The 16,831-nt window shown below is 65.4% G+C and carries 14 protein-coding genes; 6 read left to right on the top strand and 8 right to left on the bottom strand.

Translation table 11 applies throughout. The features are described from left to right. Position 1: 1 nt before the first annotated feature. On the bottom strand, positions 2 to 2,017 hold the full coding sequence (gene thrS / locus M1D74_RS07740; protein ID WP_458117048.1) for a threonine--tRNA ligase: 2,016 nt from the start codon (positions 2,015 to 2,017) through the stop codon (positions 2 to 4). 267 nt (positions 2,018 to 2,284) lie between these two features. Here thrS and M1D74_RS07735 point away from each other — a divergent pair, with 267 nt between their 5' ends. The 3 genes from M1D74_RS07735 (at position 2,285) to M1D74_RS07725 (ending at position 4,389) form a co-directional block, all read left to right on the top strand. Further along, entirely contained in the window at positions 2,285 to 2,542 is a 258-nt protein-coding gene (locus M1D74_RS07735) for a mycoredoxin (protein ID WP_309071908.1), read from the top strand. Between the two features lie 132 nt (positions 2,543 to 2,674). Then, positions 2,675 to 3,760 carry an S-(hydroxymethyl)mycothiol dehydrogenase gene (locus tag M1D74_RS07730; RefSeq protein ID WP_458117047.1) on the top strand — a complete coding sequence of 362 codons (1,086 nt, stop codon included), beginning with the start codon at positions 2,675 to 2,677 and terminating at the stop codon, positions 3,758 to 3,760. Next, positions 3,760 to 4,389: an MBL fold metallo-hydrolase gene (locus M1D74_RS07725; RefSeq protein ID WP_458117046.1), complete on the top strand. Its 630-nt coding sequence runs from the start codon at positions 3,760 to 3,762 to the stop codon at positions 4,387 to 4,389. The genes M1D74_RS07730 and M1D74_RS07725 overlap by 1 nt, the downstream gene beginning before the upstream one ends. A 21-nt stretch (positions 4,390 to 4,410) precedes the next feature. Here M1D74_RS07725 and M1D74_RS07720 read toward each other — a convergent pair whose 3' ends face one another. Both M1D74_RS07720 and M1D74_RS07715 read right to left on the bottom strand, forming a co-directional pair. Continuing rightward, a complete protein-coding gene (locus M1D74_RS07720) occupies positions 4,411 to 5,208 on the bottom strand; it encodes a PIG-L deacetylase family protein (protein ID WP_458117045.1) in 798 nt (265 codons plus the stop codon). Between the two features lie 62 nt (positions 5,209 to 5,270). After that, positions 5,271 to 5,978, bottom strand: coding sequence for a lipoyl protein ligase domain-containing protein (locus tag M1D74_RS07715; protein ID WP_458117044.1), 708 nt, complete (start codon positions 5,976 to 5,978; stop codon positions 5,271 to 5,273). 174 nt (positions 5,979 to 6,152) lie between these two features. On the opposite strand from M1D74_RS07715, the gene M1D74_RS07710 reads away from it, so the two are divergent. Further along, on the top strand, positions 6,153 to 10,028 hold the full coding sequence (locus M1D74_RS07710) for a Pls/PosA family non-ribosomal peptide synthetase (RefSeq protein ID WP_458117158.1): 3,876 nt from the start codon (positions 6,153 to 6,155) through the stop codon (positions 10,026 to 10,028). A gap of 32 nt (positions 10,029 to 10,060) precedes the next feature. Beyond that, positions 10,061 to 11,389, top strand: a complete 1,329-nt coding sequence (locus tag M1D74_RS07705) for a M1 family metallopeptidase (RefSeq protein WP_309071913.1) — start codon at positions 10,061 to 10,063, stop codon at positions 11,387 to 11,389. A 24-nt stretch (positions 11,390 to 11,413) separates the two neighbouring features. On the opposite strand, the gene M1D74_RS07700 is transcribed toward M1D74_RS07705, so the two are convergent. The 5 genes from M1D74_RS07700 to M1D74_RS07680 all read right to left on the bottom strand — a co-directional run bounded on the left by M1D74_RS07700 (position 11,414) and on the right by M1D74_RS07680 (position 15,743). Further along, positions 11,414 to 12,055, bottom strand: coding sequence for a 4'-phosphopantetheinyl transferase family protein (locus M1D74_RS07700; protein WP_458117043.1), 642 nt, complete (start codon positions 12,053 to 12,055; stop codon positions 11,414 to 11,416). Positions 12,056 to 12,059: 4 nt separating this feature from the next. Then, positions 12,060 to 13,088 (bottom strand): aldo/keto reductase, encoded by a 1,029-nt coding sequence (locus tag M1D74_RS07695; RefSeq protein ID WP_458117042.1) that lies wholly within the window; start codon positions 13,086 to 13,088, stop codon positions 12,060 to 12,062. A gap of 54 nt (positions 13,089 to 13,142) precedes the next feature. Next, complete coding sequence (locus M1D74_RS07690) at positions 13,143 to 13,427, bottom strand: DUF427 domain-containing protein (RefSeq protein ID WP_458117041.1); 285 nt, start codon at positions 13,425 to 13,427, stop codon at positions 13,143 to 13,145. 146 nt (positions 13,428 to 13,573) lie between these two features. Next, positions 13,574 to 14,353, bottom strand: coding sequence for a thioesterase family protein (locus M1D74_RS07685; RefSeq protein ID WP_309123660.1), 780 nt, complete (start codon positions 14,351 to 14,353; stop codon positions 13,574 to 13,576). 58 nt (positions 14,354 to 14,411) lie between these two features. Then, positions 14,412 to 15,743: an FAD-dependent oxidoreductase gene (locus tag M1D74_RS07680; protein ID WP_458117040.1), complete on the bottom strand. Its 1,332-nt coding sequence runs from the start codon at positions 15,741 to 15,743 to the stop codon at positions 14,412 to 14,414. A 163-nt stretch (positions 15,744 to 15,906) separates the two neighbouring features. On the opposite strand from M1D74_RS07680, the gene ypfJ reads away from it, so the two are divergent. Beyond that, on the top strand, positions 15,907 to 16,821 hold the full coding sequence (gene ypfJ, locus M1D74_RS07675) for a KPN_02809 family neutral zinc metallopeptidase (RefSeq protein WP_458117039.1): 915 nt from the start codon (positions 15,907 to 15,909) through the stop codon (positions 16,819 to 16,821). The last annotated feature ends 10 nt before the right edge of the window (positions 16,822 to 16,831 follow it).

The raw sequence follows: 16,831 nt of genomic DNA, 5'->3' as shown, positions 1-16,831 counted from the left end.
GCTACTGTTCCCTGCTGCGGACGGCTTCCACAATCCGCTTCACGGCTTGGTCGACCGGCACCTGATTCTCCTGGCTTCCATCCCGGAAGCGGAAGGACACAGCGCCGGCGTCGACGTCATCTCCGCCCGCGATCAGGACGAACGGAATCTTCTCCTTGCTTGCCGTGCGGATCTTCTTGGGGAACCGGTCGGAGCTGATGTCCACCTCGGCCCGGATACCCTCCGCCTTGAGCTTGTCGACGACGTCGAACAGGTAGTCGTTGAACGCGTCCGCCACCGGAATGGCACGTACCTGCACCGGAGCCAGCCAGGCGGGGAAGGCCCCTGCGTAGTGCTCGGTGAGCACGCCCAGGAACCGTTCGATGGAGCCGAACAGTGCACGGTGAATCATGACCGGCCGTTGGCGCGTACCATCCGCTGCCTGGTATTCAAGTTCGAAACGCTCCGGCAGGTTGAAGTCCAGCTGGATGGTGGACATCTGCCAGGTCCGGCCGATGGCGTCGCGGGCCTGCACGGAGATCTTCGGTCCGTAGAACGCCGCTCCTCCGGGATCGGGGACCAGGTCCAGCCCGGATGCCTCAGCGACTTCGGCCAGTGTCCGGGTCGCTTCTTCCCAGGTCTGGTCATCCCCCACGTACTTCTCAGGGTCCTTCGTGGAGAGTTCCAGATAGAAGTCGTCCAGTCCGTAATCCTTCAGCAGCCCGAGGACGAAGTTGAGCGTGGTGGTCAGCTCGTCCTTCATCTGTTCCCGGGTGCAGTAGATGTGGGCGTCGTCCTGGGTCATGCCCCGCACGCGGGTCAGCCCGTGCACCACTCCCGACTTCTCGTACCGGTACACCGACCCGAATTCAAAGAGCCGAAGCGGCAGTTCGCGGTAGGACCGTCCGCGGGAACGGAAGATCAGGTTGTGCATGGGGCAGTTCATCGGCTTCAGGTAGTAATCCTGGCCGGGCTTGCGCACCTTGCCGTCGGCGTCGAGCTCAGCGTCCACGTGCATGGGCGGAAACATGCCGTCGCGGTACCAGTCAAGGTGTCCGGACACCTCGTAGAGGTGTCCCTTGGTGATGTGCGGGGTGTAGACAAATTCGTAACCGGCTTCGACATGCCGCTGACGCGAGTAGTCCTCCATCGCCTTGCGGATGATGCCGCCGCGAGGATGGAAAACGGGCAACCCGGATCCGAGCTCGTCCGGGAAAGAGAACAGGTCAAGTTCGCTGCCGAGCTTGCGGTGGTCGCGGCGCTCAGCCTCGGCCAGCCGCTCCTGGTAGGCCTTGAGGTCATCCTTGGTGGGCCAGGCCGTGCCATAGATGCGCTGCAGCTGCTTGTTCTTTTCGCTGCCCCGCCAGTAGGCCGCAGCCGAACGGGTCAGCGCATAGGCGTTCGAGATCAGCTTGGTGTTGGGCAGGTGCGGGCCGCGGCACAGGTCCTTCCACACCACGTCCCCGGACTTGCGGTCCAGGTTGTCGTAGATGGTCAATTCGCCCGCGCCGACCTCGACGGATGCGCCGTCGTCGTCGGTGATGTCTCCGTTGCCGCCCTTGAGGCCGATGAGTTCGAGCTTGTAGGGCTCGTCTTTCATGGCTTCGCGGGCTTCATCCTCGCTCGCGACCCGGCGCTCAAAGAGCTGGTTCGCGTTGACGATCTTCAGCATCATCTTCTCGAGCTGCTTCAGATCCTCCGGCGTGAAGGGATCGTTGACATCGAAATCGAAGTAGAAGCCGTCCGTGATGTACGGGCCGATGCCAAGCTTGGCATCGGGACGGAGCTGCTGGACAGCCTGCGCCATGACGTGCGCGGCGGAGTGGCGAAGAACGTTCAGGCCGTCGGGGGAATCGATGGTGACCCGCTCAACGCGCGCACCGTCCTCCAGTTCGCGGCTTAGATCCCACAGTTCGTCGTTAACCCGGACTACGACGACGTCGCGCTGCTCCTTGAAGAGGTCCGCTCCCGTAGTGCCGGTGGTCACCCGCTGCTCTTCGCCGTCGACGATGAGGGTGAGTGATGGGGGCGCTGACACTAAGGTCTCCTCTTGATAAGGGTGAACTGAACGGGTTCCAAAACTGGTCAATCAACCGTACCGGCGGACGAGGGGCACAATCCCCCAACACTCCCGCCGCGGTCTTCTCGATGGTATCCGTTACGTCAGCGGCCAACCAACCGAACTCCGGGCCGCAGCGGCAGTGCTCTCCGGGAATGCGCCTCGCTCCCCGGGCGTTATACCTGCCGACAGAAACCACCTCTCAGGCGGATTCGGAACGAGTCCGCCACGCACCAAAGGAGCACTGTGGACTACACACCCGCTGCCGGCACCATCACCATGTTCAGCACCTCGTGGTGCGGTTACTGCCGCAGGCTCAAGTCACAACTCGATGCGCAGGGCATCGGATACCAGGAGATCAACATCGAGGAAGTTGACGGAACGGCGGAACTGGTCGCGTCCCTGAATGGCGGAAACCAGACCGTGCCTACCGTCATCTTCCCGGACGGAAGCACCGCCACCAACCCCTCGGCATCCGAGGTGAAGGCGCGCGTCGGCGTCTAGCCCGCGGTGATTCGGCAGGACACGCCCCTTATCCGAGTGGATAAGGGGCGTGTCCTGCTTTTTCGATAGTCGTCCGTCCACTATCTATAAGCTGGAGGCGTTCCCCCACCCTCGAGGAAAAGGACAGTGTCAATGCCACACAGCGTCAAGGGCGTCGTCGTCATGGAAAAGGATGCGCCGGCCACCGTCGTCACCATCAATGTGCCCGACCCCGGTCCGGGCGAGGCACTGGTCGACATTCTCACGTGCGGCGTGTGCCACACGGACCTGCACTACAAGCAGGGCGGCATCAGCGATGACTACCCCTTCCTGCTGGGGCACGAAGCCACCGGCGTCGTCAGCGCCGTCGGACCGGACGTCACCAATGTGCAGCCGGGCGATCGCGTCATCCTCAACTGGCGGGCCGTTTGCGGACAGTGCCGGGCGTGTCTGCGCGGGGAAGCGCAATACTGCTTCAATACGCACAACGCCACCCAGAAAATGACGCTCGACGACGGCACCGAACTCTCCCCCGCCCTCGGGATCGGCGCCTTCGCGGAGAAAACGCTCGTGGCTTCGGGGCAGTGCACCAAGGTTGATCCCGATGTGGATCCGGCAGCTGTGGGCCTGCTCGGTTGCGGGATCATGGCCGGCATCGGCGCGGCCATCAACACCGGAAACGTCCGGCGTGGTGATTCCGTAGCTGTGATCGGCTGCGGCGGCGTGGGCATCGCAGCGATCGCCGGCGCAAAGCTCGCCGGGGCAACGCGGATCATCGCCGTCGACATCGACAGCCGCAAGCTGGATCTCGCGAAGGGCCTGGGTGCCACGGATACCGTGAACTCCAAGGAGTCCGACCCGGTCGAGGCAATCCGGGAGCTGACCGACGGCAACGGTGCCGCCGTGGTGATTGACGCCGTCGGACGCCCTGAAACCTACAAGCAGGCGTTTTACGCCCGTGACCTCGCTGGGACCGTTGTGCTGGTGGGCGTGCCGACACCGGAGATGACGCTTGAACTGCCGCTGCTGGACGTCTTCGGCCGCGGTGGAGCGCTGAAATCGTCCTGGTACGGCGATTGCCTTCCCTCCCGGGACTTCCCCATGCTTGTCAGCCACTACAAGCAGGGCAACCTTGACCTTGACGCCTTCGTCACCGAGCGGATCGCGCTCGACCAGGTTGAGGCCGCTTTCGCCAAAATGCACGACGGCGTGGTGCTGCGTTCGGTGGTGGAGCTCTGATGGGCGCACGCATCGATCACCTCGTCACTTCCGGCACGTTCTCCCTCGACGGTGGGACGTGGGAGGTGGACAACAACGTCTGGATCATCGGTGATGATTCGGAGTGCATCGTCATCGACGCTCCGCACGACGCCGATGCGATCATTGATCAGGTCAACGGACGTCAGGTCCGCGCGATCCTGCTGACGCACGGACATGATGACCATATCCGGGCGGTCGGCGATCTGTTCGACGCGGTACGGGCACCGATCCACCTCCACCCCGACGACCGCATGCTTTGGAATGCCGTGTACCCGGACACCGCTCCGGGCGGCACCATCGCGGACGGAGACACCTTTACCGTCGCCGGAGCGACCCTTCAGGCAATTCATACCCCCGGCCACTCACCTGGCTCGGTGTGCTTCTACCTGCCCGACGCCGGCACGCTGTTTAGCGGAGACACCCTCTTTCGCGGCGGGCCGGGAGCGACCGGCCGCTCGTACAGCGACTTCCCCACCATCATCGAGTCGATCCGCGCCCGGCTGTTGACCCTTCCGCCCGACACCGTGGTGCGAACCGGGCACGGTGACTCGACCAGCATCGCCGAGGAAGCTCCACAACTTGAGGAATGGATCGCCCGCGGGCACTGATTTGCGTCGCCTTCCGGCGGCTCAGAGGCCGTCGAACACGTCCGAAAGAAGCGGCGCCCCCGGTGTCACCGGGGGCCACGCAATCACCATGCTCTCCCGTCCAACAGAACGCTCCCACTGCTCGTTTGAACGGTCCTGACCGTAGATTACGTGGCGTTGGCTGCGGTGTTCGTTCAGCCCGGCCACGATGCGCGATGCAACAGAAGTCGTGTCGACCTCCACGCCGATCTGGTCATCGGCCACGCCGCGCAGGTGATAGACGCGGGAGGGATCCCAGGGCTCGTCCCCCTCTTTGGCCCGCGCTGTGTTCCAGCGGCGAAAAGTGGACTCGCGCATGGCCCCGTGCAACAGCCGGTGCAGTCCAGCGCTGCCGGAGGCGCGGACCCGGTGAAACGCCTCATCCGTCGCCGCGCCCACGGCGATGTGGTCCGGATGTCCGGTTATCCCGTCCGGACCGAAGGTGGCAACGACGTCGGGTGCTTCTTCCCTCATGATTGCGGCGATACGGTCGACGAGCTCTGCGAAGGGCGCCTGGGCAACGGTGCCGTCGTCGTAGTCCAGCCAGTCGTGCCGATCCGGCTCCCGGCCGAGTGACCGCCAGGCGCGGGTGCATTCCTCCCGGCGAATCTGTCCGAGGTTCTCGCGCGTAGCAGGAAAACCATGCGCGATGTCCCCAGCCGCGCCGTCGGTCGCATGCACAAGGACGAATCGGAAGTCGGGATCATCAGCGTGAAGTGCCACCGTTCCAGCGAGCCCGTACGCGTCGTCGTCCGGGTGGGCAACAACGAGCATCAGAGCGCGCGAGGGTCTGTTCGCCATGGCTCACCCTAGCGCCGCGCCCCAGTCAACGACCAGCAGCTCACCCGGATCACCAAAACTCGCTAGCTGCGCCGCACCACATCCTCGTAAACGGCGACGACGGCGTCCGCGACCGTATCGACCGTCAGGCCGGGCACGAGGTCGTCGGCCGCCCCGGCGGTTGCCGGATTCCATTCGAGACCCAGGGCGGCGTAGGTCTTCTCCAGTACCGCCCTGATCGGTGCCGAGTCCTCGACCACAATGACGGATGAGAACAGCCAGGCACCCGAAATAACCCGCTGGGCCGTCCCGACCAGCTTCACCCGGACCGGGCCGTTACCGTGGACGCTGAACTCTCCGGGGCAGTACTCGCCCGGAATCTCGCCCACAGACGCATCGACGCCGACCCGGCGCAGCGCCTCAGCGAGGAGCTCACCGAGCAGGCCGAAACGGGCGTGTGAGCCGGCGATCGCGTCGTCGTGCTGTTCAATATGGTCAACGATCAGGCAGCCCTGATGATAGGCCGCCGCCCTCCCGCCCGCCTTGCGGATCAGCGGCTCGAAACCGGCACCGCGTGCGGCCTCGGCCGCTTCATCGAATCCGGGCAGGCGCGCATCCCTCTGCCCGAAGGCAACGGTGGGGTACGGCCGGTACAGCCGGAGCGTCGGCGGGAGTTGACCGGACGCGGCAGCACGCAGCAGCTCGATGCCGCGTGCAAGGTCCGCCGCAGCGCCCCTCGAAGGATCATGGACAATGGCGAGCTGGCCGCGCGACCACGGTTGGGCACTCACGAGGTTCCGGCTCCCATCTGTGGTTTTCCTTCCCATTTATATCCTCCGGGGTCACTTCTGCAGGTTCGGTGTCGCCAATGGAACTCGTCACAGTTCCTTCGGGCGCGTGCGTGGAATGGCGCGATCGGGCTTGTCTGATGACATCATGACCCCGTGACAACCCATGCCCCCCAGATGCCCGGCAGCCAGTCCACTCCCCCACCCCGGACGCTGATCGACGTCCTGGCAGCAACCGCCGAAGCATACCCCGACGCGTCGGCCCTGGACGACGGCACCAGCCGGATGAGCTACACCGAGCTGTTGGATGCGGCGCGCGCCGTGGGACGCACACTGCACAGCGCCGGGCTGGGCGCAGAAGATCGCATCGGGATCCGCATACAGTCGGGCACGGCCGAGCTGTATGTCTCCATTCTGGCCACGCTCATGATCGGGGCGGCCTACGTGCCCGTTGACGCCGACGACCCGGAGGAGCGCGCGAAGCTCGTCTTCAGTGAGGCGGAGGTTGCCGGTGTCATCCTGACGGGTGGCCGTATCAAGGTACGCAAGGACCGGAAAGGACCCTTTCCCCGGCCCCGGCAGCCGCTGCCGGATGACGACGCGTGGGTCATTTTCACCTCCGGTTCCACGGGCACGCCGAAGGGCGTGGCGGTGAGCCACCGCTCCGCTGCTGCCTTCGTCGACGCTGAAGCCCGTATCTTCCTTCAGCGGGAGCCGGCAGGACCGGGCGACCGTGTGCTTGCTGGACTGTCGGTAGCCTTTGACGCCTCCTGTGAGGAGATGTGGCTGGCCTGGCGGCACGGCGCATGCCTGGTCCCCGCCCCGCGTGCTCTGGTCAGGACCGGAATGGACCTCGGACCATGGCTGGTGACGCGCGGCGTCACGATCGTCTCCACTGTTCCGACGCTCGCGGCGCTCTGGCCAGTGGAAGCGCTCGAGTCGGTGCGCCTGCTCATCTTCGGGGGCGAAGCCTGTCCTCCCGAGCTCGCAGCACGGCTTGCCGACGGTGAACGGGAGGTATGGAACACCTATGGGCCCACCGAGGCGACGGTCGTCGCCTGCGCAGCGCCGCTGACCGGGACCGGCCCAGTGCGCATCGGACTTCCGCTGGACGGATGGGATCTCGCCGTCGTCGATCCGGAAGGCCTACCGGTGGCCAAGGGTGAAGTCGGGGAGCTGATCATCGGCGGCGTCGGTCTTGCCCGCTACCTCGACGAGGCGAAGGATCGTGAGAAGTACGCTCCGTTCCCCACCCTGGGGTGGGAACGCGCCTACCGTTCCGGGGACCTGGTCCAGTTCGAACCCGAGGGGCTCATCTTCAAGGGGCGGGCGGATGAGCAGGTCAAGCTCGGCGGCCGCCGCATTGAACTGGGCGAGATTGACGCGGCCCTTCAGGCGCTTCCCGGAGTGTCCGGAGCAGCTGCGGCGGTCAAGGACACAGCCGCCGGCACCCAGGTATTGGTGGGCTACCTCGTGCCGGCGGGCCACCCCCTGGATCTGGTGGCCCTCCGCGAGAAACTGGCCGCCTCCCTCCCCGCACCGCTCATCCCCCTACTCACCGAGTCCGACTCGCTTCCCACGAAAACCAGCGGGAAGGTGGACCGGGCAGCCCTGCTGTGGCCATTGCCCGGCGCAGGGCACGACGACGACGGTGCCCCGCTTGACCTCGATGAAGCCGCCCAGTGGATAGCCGACCAGTTCGCCGCCATCCTTGGGGCGCCTGTCACCTCCCTTGACGCCGACTTCTTCGCGCTGGGGGGCGGCAGCCTGTCCGCGGCGCAGCTGGTCTCCGCACTACGGCGCCGCTATCCGGGCATCACGGTTGCCGACGTGTACTCGCATCCCCGTGTGGGTGCCCTGATCGACATGGTGCGGCAGACGGAGGTCGCAGCTGATGCGGTTGAACGTCGCGTGGTCCGGACCAGCCGCAAGGCACAGGTGTTCCAGACCATCATGGGTGTGCCCCTGCACATCCTGGTGGCCATGCGGTGGCTCACCTACCTCATGGCACTCAACAATCTGTTCGCGGCCTGGGGCGTCTTCACGCTCACTCCCATCTCCTGGTGGTGGGTCGTTGCGACGTGGGCGGTCTTTGTCACGCCCTGGGGCCGCATGGCCATCGCCGTCTGCGCCGCACGGCTCCTGCTTCGAGGCGTAGGGCCAGGCAGCTACCCGCGCAGCGGGCGGGCTCACCTGAGGTTGTGGCTGGCTGAACAGATCGCGGATATGGCCTCCGCCGTCAGCCTCGCGAGCGCCCCCTGGATCACCTATTACGCGCGTGCCCTTGGTGCGAAAGTGGGACACAATGTGGACCTGCATTCGGTCCCGCCCGTCACCGGCATGCTGAATCTGGGCAGTGGAACCTCGGTGGAACCCGAGGTAGACCTCTCCGGCTGGTGGGTAGACGGCGATCTGGTTCACATCGGCCGCGTCAGCATCGGCACGGGCGCCACGATCGGAGCGCGCAGCACTTTGATGCCCGGAGCAAGGGTCGGCTCAGGTGCTGTCGTTGCGCCAGGATCTGCGGTATCGGGGAAAGTGAAGGCCGGACATCACGTCTCAGGATCGCCCGCTACCCGTACCGGGAAGGCGAAACAACCCTGGCCGGCCGCGCCCGCATCCCGCGGGATCGGCGAGTTCCTCGGCTTTGCGGCCGCCTCGGTGGTCCTGGCAGCCATCCCATTCCTCGCCGCCGCCGTCGCAATCCTTCCGCTGATGCCGACGCTTCAGGGAGCAGGATCCCTCTCCGAAGCATTCCCCCGACTTCTCATTTCCCTCCCTCTCGTGGCCGCAATCTGGTTCCTGGTGACGATGCTGCTCATCCTCGGAACGGTCCGGTTGCTCGGGATCGGTCTCACCGAGGGGTGGCATCGCGTCCGCGGCCGTGTCGGGTGGCAGGTCTGGGCCACTGAACGGGTGCTCGATATGGCACGGGACCTCCTGTTCCCGCTCTACGCCAGCCTGTTCACGCCGATTTGGCTCCGCCTTCTGGGCGCAACCGTCGGCAAGCACGTGGAAATCTCGACCGTGCTCCTGATCCCGCGCATGACGACCATCGGCGACGGCGCTTTCCTCGCTGACGACACCATGGTGGCCTCCTACGAGCTCGGCGGCGGCTGGATGAAGATCGCGCCGGCCAAGATCGGCAAGCGTTCTTTCCTAGGCAACTCCGGCATGATCGGCGCCGGACGGCGGGTTCCCAGGGATTCCCTCGTCGCCGTGCTGTCCGCCACGCCGGCGAAGGCCAAAGCTGGAACCTCCTGGCTGGGTTCCCCTCCCCTCCGGCTGCGGCGGACCCAGATGCTCGCCGATGAGGGACTTACCTTCAGTCCCCCCACGCGACTCCGGGTCGCGCGCGCCGCCTGGGAGGTCACCCGGTTCGCCGCCACGATCCTGACCGTGGGTATCGCGGGACTGGTGCTCTATCTGCTGGACCTGCTCGCCAACACCTGGGGATACGGTGTGGCCGCACTGGCAGGTGGAGCGGTCATGATGTTCGCGGGCGCGCTGGCGGCGGCGAGCGCCGTCGTCGTCAAATGGTTGCTGGTAGGAAGGATCCGGGCGGGCGAACATCCGCTCTGGAGCTCGTTCATCTGGCGGAATGAGGTGGTGGACACGTTCGTCGAGTCCGTGGCGGCGCCCTGGTTCGCGCGGGCAGCAAGCGGTACACCGGCGCTGGTCTGGTGGCTGCGTGCGCTGGGCGCGAAGATCGGACACGGAGTCTGGTGCGAGAGTTACTGGCTGCCGGAAGCGGACCTCGTTCATCTGCAGGACAGCTCGACGGTCAATCGCGGTTGCGTGGTCCAGACTCACCTGTTCCATGACCGCGTCATGTCCATGGACACCGTAACGTTGGAGGACGGCGCTACCCTTGGACCGCACGGAGTCATCCTTCCGGCGGCTGAACTGGGAGCAGGCTCAACGGTGGGACCGGCTTCACTGGTCATGCGAGGAGAGACTGTTCCCGCGGGAAGCTCGTGGATGGGTAATCCGGTCAGCCCGTGGAAGCGTTCCGAGTCCGCGGCACCTGCAGAGAAGGTCCTGGTTAGTTGATGGCACAATCCACTGATTGCAGCAGGAACGCGGTGCAATCTGCTTCCGCGGACCCGTACACGCCCGGGCACGGCACAGAGGATTACTCGGTCAGTTCCTATGACCTCACCATCGAATACCGGCTGGCCAGCAACCGGCTGGAGGGCAGGGCGCTTATCTCGGGTGTCATCGGCGGGCCGGAGTCGCATTCTGTGCCCGATCTGGTTCTCAGCCTCTCGGGGTTGCGGGCGGGCCGGGTTTCGCTGAACGGTGAGCGGGTGCGGAAGATACGGGCCGCCAACGGCCGTCTGAAGGTCACGCCCGCCAAGGCCCTGATCGGCGGATCACCATTCGTCCTGGACATTCGCTATTCGGGGAATCCGTCGCCGCTGAACGGGGTGTGGGGAGACGTCGGATGGGAGGAGCTCACTGACGGCGCGCTCGTGGCAGGTCAGCCCACCGGTTCGCCGTCGTGGTTCCCCTGTAACGACCACCCGCGGATGAAGGCTGCCTTCACCATCCGCGTCACCACCGACGCCGGCTACCGGGCGGTCTGCAATGGGACGCTTACCTCCCATTCGGTGGCGTCCAGCCGTGAGACGTGGGTCTACGAATCCACCGCACCGATGGCCACGTACCTCGCGACGGTCCAGATTGGCCGTTACCAGCTGGCTGAGCTCGCCGACGCCGGCGCCGTGCCGCAGTATGTTGCCGCACCCGGCCCTCTTCTTCCCGCAGCCCGCAAGGCGCTCGCCCATCAGGGGAAGATGATCAGTGCGTTCTCCGAACGGTTCGGTGCCTATCCCTTCCCGCTCTACACCGTCGTCGTGGCGGATGACGAGCTCGAAATACCGTTGGAGGCGCAGACGCTGTCCATCATCGGCAAGAACCATCTCAGCTCTGAATGGGCAGCGCAACGGCTGATTGCCCACGAGCTCGCGCACCAGTGGTTTGGGAACTCGGTGACCGCTTCTTCCTGGCAGGACATCTGGCTGCACGAGGGCTTCGCCTGCTATGCGGAGTGGATCTGGTCCGAGGAATCCGGCTCGCTGTCAACGGAGCGCCGCGCCAGTGACGCCTGGTCGGGTCTCGCCTCAGCCCCGCGCGATCTGGAGATCGGCTCTCCGGGCCCGGCTGCGATGTTCGACGACCGCGTCTACAAGCGGGGGGCGTGCGCCCTGCACGCGTTGAGGAAAACGATCGGCGACGAGCGGTTCTTCGGCGTACTCAGGGAATGGACGGGGCGCTTCAGGCACGCCAACGCCAGCACGGCCGACTTCCTGTCGCTCACGGATGAGCTGTGCGCGGACCTCCCCGGGTTCGATGCCGCCGGGTTGCTGCGTCCCTGGCTGTATGAAGCGCGGCTACCCGCACTTCCCTGACCCGGCCCGCCGGTTTCCGACGCTTCAGCAGGCTGTCGCAAGGGCGACAACGAAGCCGTGGGGCAACTCAAGCTCTGCAGGGTCAACGTCCTCGAGCACATAGTTGCGCCGTCCCACGCGGATCTGCTGTTCCAGAACATCGACCGACGCCGGGTCGGTCATGAGACCTGTACCGGCCGCTTTGAGCACCGCTTCTTTCCGCGCCCAGAGCATCGCCCGCAGCAACGGTCTGCCGGACTCGTCCTGGCCCTCGATGCGGAAGCGTTCGGCGGACGTGAACACCGTCGCATCAAGTTCCGTGCCCTCGAACCGGTTGATCTGTTCGAGATCGATCCCGACCACGGGGGTCACCCGCGCATCCTCGACCGCAGCAACGGCCCAGCCGCCGCTACGGCTCAGGCTGACAGCCAACGGCACCACTTCCCCATCGACCGTCCAGCCCGGCCGTCCATGATCTACGCCGCCGCACGACGGACAATCGAATCGGGCGAGGAGCCGGTTCGCCTCGATACCAGCGGCACAACCCACGATTTCACGCAGCCAGGCCCGCCCGGCGAGAAAGCTGTGCCGGGCGGCTGCGTCCGCAAAGGTTCCGCCGCGCTCGCGCTCACCGGTGTCCACGGGTTCTTGCCGCCGGCCGTCCAACCGGACGGCATGGAGTTTCACGTCCCTAGCGGCCGCCGTCGATATTCCGGCTTCGCTGCTCCACGCCGGGCGTCCCGTACGGATAATCGGCGAGCTCCGGTGTGCTGACCTCGGACAACCGGCCGATCTCCCCGTCACTGAGCGTGAGGGTCGCCGCTCCCAGGTTGTCCGCCAACTGTTCGGTAGTCCGCGCGCCGAGGATCACCGAGGTGACGGCCGGTTGCTGCGCGACCCACGCGAGGGCCACCTGGGATGCGCTGACACCGCGCGTTTCCGCGATTTCCAGTACGACGTCGATGATCGCCCACGTGCGCTCCTGCGCGTTGCGCTTCTGCCACGCTTCCATGCCGCGCTCGGGATTCTCTCCGAGCCGGGTTGCGCCCTCGGGTGCGGTGTCACGCTTGTACTTCCCGGTGAGCCAGCCCCCGCCCAGGGGCGACCAGGGCAGGAGGCCCATACCGGCGTCGACCGCTGCCGGCACGATCTCCGCCTCAATCCCCCGAACCAGCAGACTGTACTGGGGCTGCAGGGTGACCGGCAGGTCCCATCCACGAGCCTTCGCGATTCCGACGGCCTTGGTGAGCTGCCAGCCGGTGTAGTTCGAGAAGCCGTAGTAGCTGATCTTGCCTGCGCTCACGGCGTCGTGCAGGAACCCAAGCGTCTCCTCAAGCGGAGTGAGCGGGTCCCAGGAGTGCATCTGGTAGAGGTCGATATGGTCGACGTTGAGCCGCTTCAGCGACGCGTCGAGCGCAAGGCGCAGGTGCCTGCGGGAGAGCCCCAGATCGTTGGGGCCCTTCCCCATCGGGAACCTGCCCTTGGTCGCCAGGATCATGTCTGCAGCGGACGAGCTTTTCGCGAGCCACCGCCCGATGATCTCCTCTGACGCGCCCGCGGTGTAGACATCGGCGGTGTCAATGAAGTTGCCGCCGGCGTCCGCGTAGTCGTCAAGGATGGCATGCGACGCGGCCTCGTCCGATTCCGCTCCGAAGGTCATGGTGCCCAGCGCGTACGCTGACACCGATGTACCGCTGCTGCCGAGATTCCTGTACTCCATCAACACTCCTGTCGTTCGGTTCTACTGCGGGTTGGATCGGTCGGGATGGTCCAGTCAGTCGGTGACGGTGACTCCACGCCAGAACGCGACGTGGTCCTTGATGTTCGCGGCGGCGTCCTTCGGTTCCGGGTAGGTCCAGGCGGCGTCCGGGTTGCTCTCTCCGTCTACCTCGAGGCTGTAGTAGCTCGCCTCCCCTTTCCAGGGGCAGGTGGTGTGCATGTCGCTTGGCCGCAGGAACTCCTGCCGCACGCTTTCCTTCGGGAAGTAGTGGTTGCCTTCGACCATCTCTGTGGAGTCGGACTCCGCAATCACCTGGTTGTTCCACATTGCCTTGGCCATGATGTCCTCGCTTGTTTTTGAACGGCTCGGCGCCGGCTGCGCTGTGAGCGCGGTTACACAGAGAACCAACGACGATGGTGAGCACCGCATTCCCTCCGATGAGTCATTAGGTTCCAATGACTGAGTCATCGGGTTCCAAGAACTGATCAGGGCAGCTTGCGCAGGGTGAGGATCTGTTCGCTGCGCCCGAACGGTCCTTCGAGGTCGTGAAGGACCGACGAGGTCAGGCCGACTCCTTCGCGGCCGAACGTCACTCGGGTGTCCAGACCGAGCCATTCACCCACTGGTTGACGGTGCAGGTGTACCTGAAGGTCAACATTCGGGAAGGCCCAACTGCCCGGTCCAGGAGGAACCCGGGTCGCTATGCCGTTCGCTGTGTCGATGAGTCCGATGAGCCGCGCCATGTCCGACGATGGCTGACCCTCCACGAGAGGGTGGGGCGTACGCAGCCACACCTTGCCGTGACCGGAACGGTGACCCTTGAGCCGGCGAACATCGATGGACTGGATGTACCCGCCCGGCCACTCGGCCACCGCATCGTGCTCTTCGCCCTCGGCCGGACCTGGCATTGGCTCATCCTCAAGGGCTGCCACCAGCGAGGTGTCGCTGGTCGCGAGGCGCCAGGCACGGGCTCGTATTGCAGTACGTCCTCCGTGGTTCATCTCCGCTTCGAGGAGCTCGATGGTACGCCCGGGCCGCACCACCCGGGTTGCCACCTGCACGGTGTCGAGTGGGATGAGCCCGAGAATCTCGTACGAAATCCTCGCCATCTGCAGCTCAGGGCGCGGCTCGAATTGTTCGAGGCAGTGGGCGAGAAGCCCGGATGCCGGCGCCATGTGCTGTTCGTGTGCGTTCCAGGCGCCCTGCGAGTGGATGGTCGCTTCGAACTGCCCGTCTCCGACGGCGCGATAGTAGGAATCTGCCATAGTGCTGATGAACACGCTCCCTTGAGTGATGACCGGAGTCCCCGCGGCAGGGGGTGGCTCAGGAGCGACAATACCCAATCGTGGCGGAAGCCGTGACGCGTTGCTCGCCCACGGGTACATTCAGTGTCCCGCCGAGGCCAGTGCTGCACACGCCGGTCTCCGGCAGCTCCAGACGGACTGCGGAAGCTGCCTGGTGATCACCTGCAATGGCGGCGACCACCGACCGCACCTGTTCGTAGCCCGTGGCCAGGAGGAAAGTTGGTGCCCGGCCGTAGCTCTTCATGCCGACCAGATAGAAGTCCTTTTCCGGGTGCGCCAGGACCTCGGCTCCATGTGCCCGAACAGTGCCGCAGGAGTGAAACTCAGGATCGATCAATGGCCCCAATGCACGTGGTGCCTCCACCGCGGGATCCAATTCCAGGCGGAGTTCACGCAGCATGTCCAGATCCGGGCGGAAGCCGGTGGCAGGGACGAGCACGTCGACCTCCACTTCGCGCTCGCCGTCCGGAGTTTCGGATCGGACGGTGAGGGCGTCGTCGTCGGTTTTGAGTGAAGTGATGGTGAACTGGGTCAGCAGTTCGACCACGCGGTCTTCCACCAGCGAGCGCAGGCGGCTTCCCAACGCACCGCGGGCGGGAAGCCCATCGAGGTCACCGCCGCCGTAGAGGCGCTGCGCCGATCCTTCCCCGCGCACCGCCCACAGGACGCGCGTTCCCGGATCTGCTTTGGCAACCTGGCCCAGACTCAAGAGGGTGTTGGCCGCTGAGTGCCCTGCCCCGACAACCATTACCCGCTTTCCCGAGACCCTCCCGCGCTCTGCTCCTGTGATGTCCGGGAGCGGTGCTGTGATGTATTGCCGCGCTGCGCGCTCCCCGGGAGCGGGCAGACCCGCCTGGCCCAGCGGATTCGGTTGGGTCCAGGTGCCGGACGCATCGATGACAGCACGTACGAGGTGGTCCTCGAGCCCGTGGGGGCCACTGACCCGGACGAGGAACGGCGTAACTTCCCGGCCCTTGGTCCTCGTCTTGTCCAGCCCATGCCGGGTCACCGCCAGAACCTCACATCCGAAGCGAAGAGCGCCAGCCACCTCGGGCAGGGCTGCGAGCGGTTCAAGATAGGACTCCACCAACTCGCTTCCGAAGGGAAGCGCAGTAGGACGCGGAACGGTCCAGCCCGTCGGTTCAAGCGCGCGGCGTGCGGCGTCGTCGATGTTGTACTGCCAGGGCGAGAACAGCCTGATATGGCCCCACTGACGGATTGAGGTCCCCACCGTGGGGCCCTTCTCGAAGACGACCGGGGTTAGTCCCCGCTCGAGCACGTGAGCAGCTGCCGCCAGTCCTACCGGGCCCGCGCCAATGATGGCGATGGGCAGTTCCTGCTGTTCAGTCATCCGTGTCCCTTCCTCGCGCCTCAGCGGCGGACCGATCCACATTGATCTGCGTCGATATAGATGATCACCACTATATCGATAGATGTCAATGCAGCGCGGCCAAGAGGGCACTCCACCCGTCCCCCGCAAATACGAAGCAGGCTTCCTAGTTTAGAGTTCTCGCATGAGCTTCAATGACAATGCGCAGTTTGATCCGTCCCGGGTAAGTGATCGCCGAGGCCGCGGAGGGCGCGGCCGGGGCGTCGCCGTCGGCGGTGGGCTGGGCGGTGGCCTCATTCTTTTGCTGTCTCTGTTCTTCGGCCCCGGCGTGGTCGATCAGCTGGGCCTTGACGGCAGCAGCGGAACGGATTCCGGCTTCACGGAGGACTCTGACCCTGCAATCAACGCCTGCCAGACCGGCGAGGATGCCAATAGGCAACTGGACTGCCGCATACTGGGGACGGCAGAGAGCCTCGACAGCTTCTGGGCCCCCTACCTGGAGCCTTACGGGATTCGGTACACGCCGCCGGGCGTTGTCCTTTTCAGCGGCCAGACTGACACGGGATGTGGCACGGCGAGCAGCGCCGTTGGACCGTTCTACTGCCCGGCGGACGAGCAAACCTATTACGACACTGCATTCTTCGACGACCTCGTGACCCGCTTCGGCGCGTCAGCCGGACCCCTGGCACAGGAATACGTCATCGCGCACGAGTTCGGACACCACATCCAGAACCTGACGGGTGCGCTCAGCGCTTCCCAGCAAGATCCCCGCGGCGCGGAATCGGGCGCCGTGCGGGTGGAACTGCAGGCTGACTGTTACGCGGGCATGTGGGCAGCACACGCAACCAGCGTTCCCGATCCCGAGTCTGGCGTTCCCTTCCTTCGGGAATTCACCAGGACCGACCTGCAGGACGCCCTGTCGGCGGCGTCCGCTGTGGGAGATGACCGGATCCAGGAGTCGACCACCGGTCAGGTCAACCCGGAGGCCTGGACCCATGGCTCGAGCGAACAGCGGCGGGCGTGGTTCCTGCAGGGGCTGGAAACTGGAGACATTGAAGCCTGCGACACCTTCGCCGCTAACGACCTCGACAACCCCTAGGCAGCGACAG

The organism is Arthrobacter sp. D2-10 (assembly GCF_054161285.1).
This window is presented reverse-complemented; position numbering and strand designations above follow the sequence as displayed.

Coding starts and splice junctions, on each gene's coding strand:
- M1D74_RS07730 (WP_458117047.1), top strand. CDS start 2,675: ATGCCACACAGCGTCAAGGGCGTCGTCGTCATGGAAAAGGATGCGCCG.
- M1D74_RS07725 (WP_458117046.1), top strand. CDS start 3,760: ATGGGCGCACGCATCGATCACCTCGTCACTTCCGGCACGTTCTCCCTC.
- M1D74_RS07720 (WP_458117045.1), bottom strand. CDS start 5,208: ATGGCGAACAGACCCTCGCGCGCTCTGATGCTCGTTGTTGCCCACCCG.
- M1D74_RS07710 (WP_458117158.1), top strand. CDS start 6,153: ATGCCCGGCAGCCAGTCCACTCCCCCACCCCGGACGCTGATCGACGTC.
- M1D74_RS07695 (WP_458117042.1), bottom strand. CDS start 13,088: ATGGAGTACAGGAATCTCGGCAGCAGCGGTACATCGGTGTCAGCGTAC.
- M1D74_RS07690 (WP_458117041.1), bottom strand. CDS start 13,427: ATGGCCAAGGCAATGTGGAACAACCAGGTGATTGCGGAGTCCGACTCC.
- M1D74_RS07685 (WP_309123660.1), bottom strand. CDS start 14,353: ATGGCAGATTCCTACTATCGCGCCGTCGGAGACGGGCAGTTCGAAGCG.
- M1D74_RS07680 (WP_458117040.1), bottom strand. CDS start 15,743: ATGACTGAACAGCAGGAACTGCCCATCGCCATCATTGGCGCGGGCCCG.
- ypfJ (WP_458117039.1), top strand. CDS start 15,907: ATGAGCTTCAATGACAATGCGCAGTTTGATCCGTCCCGGGTAAGTGAT.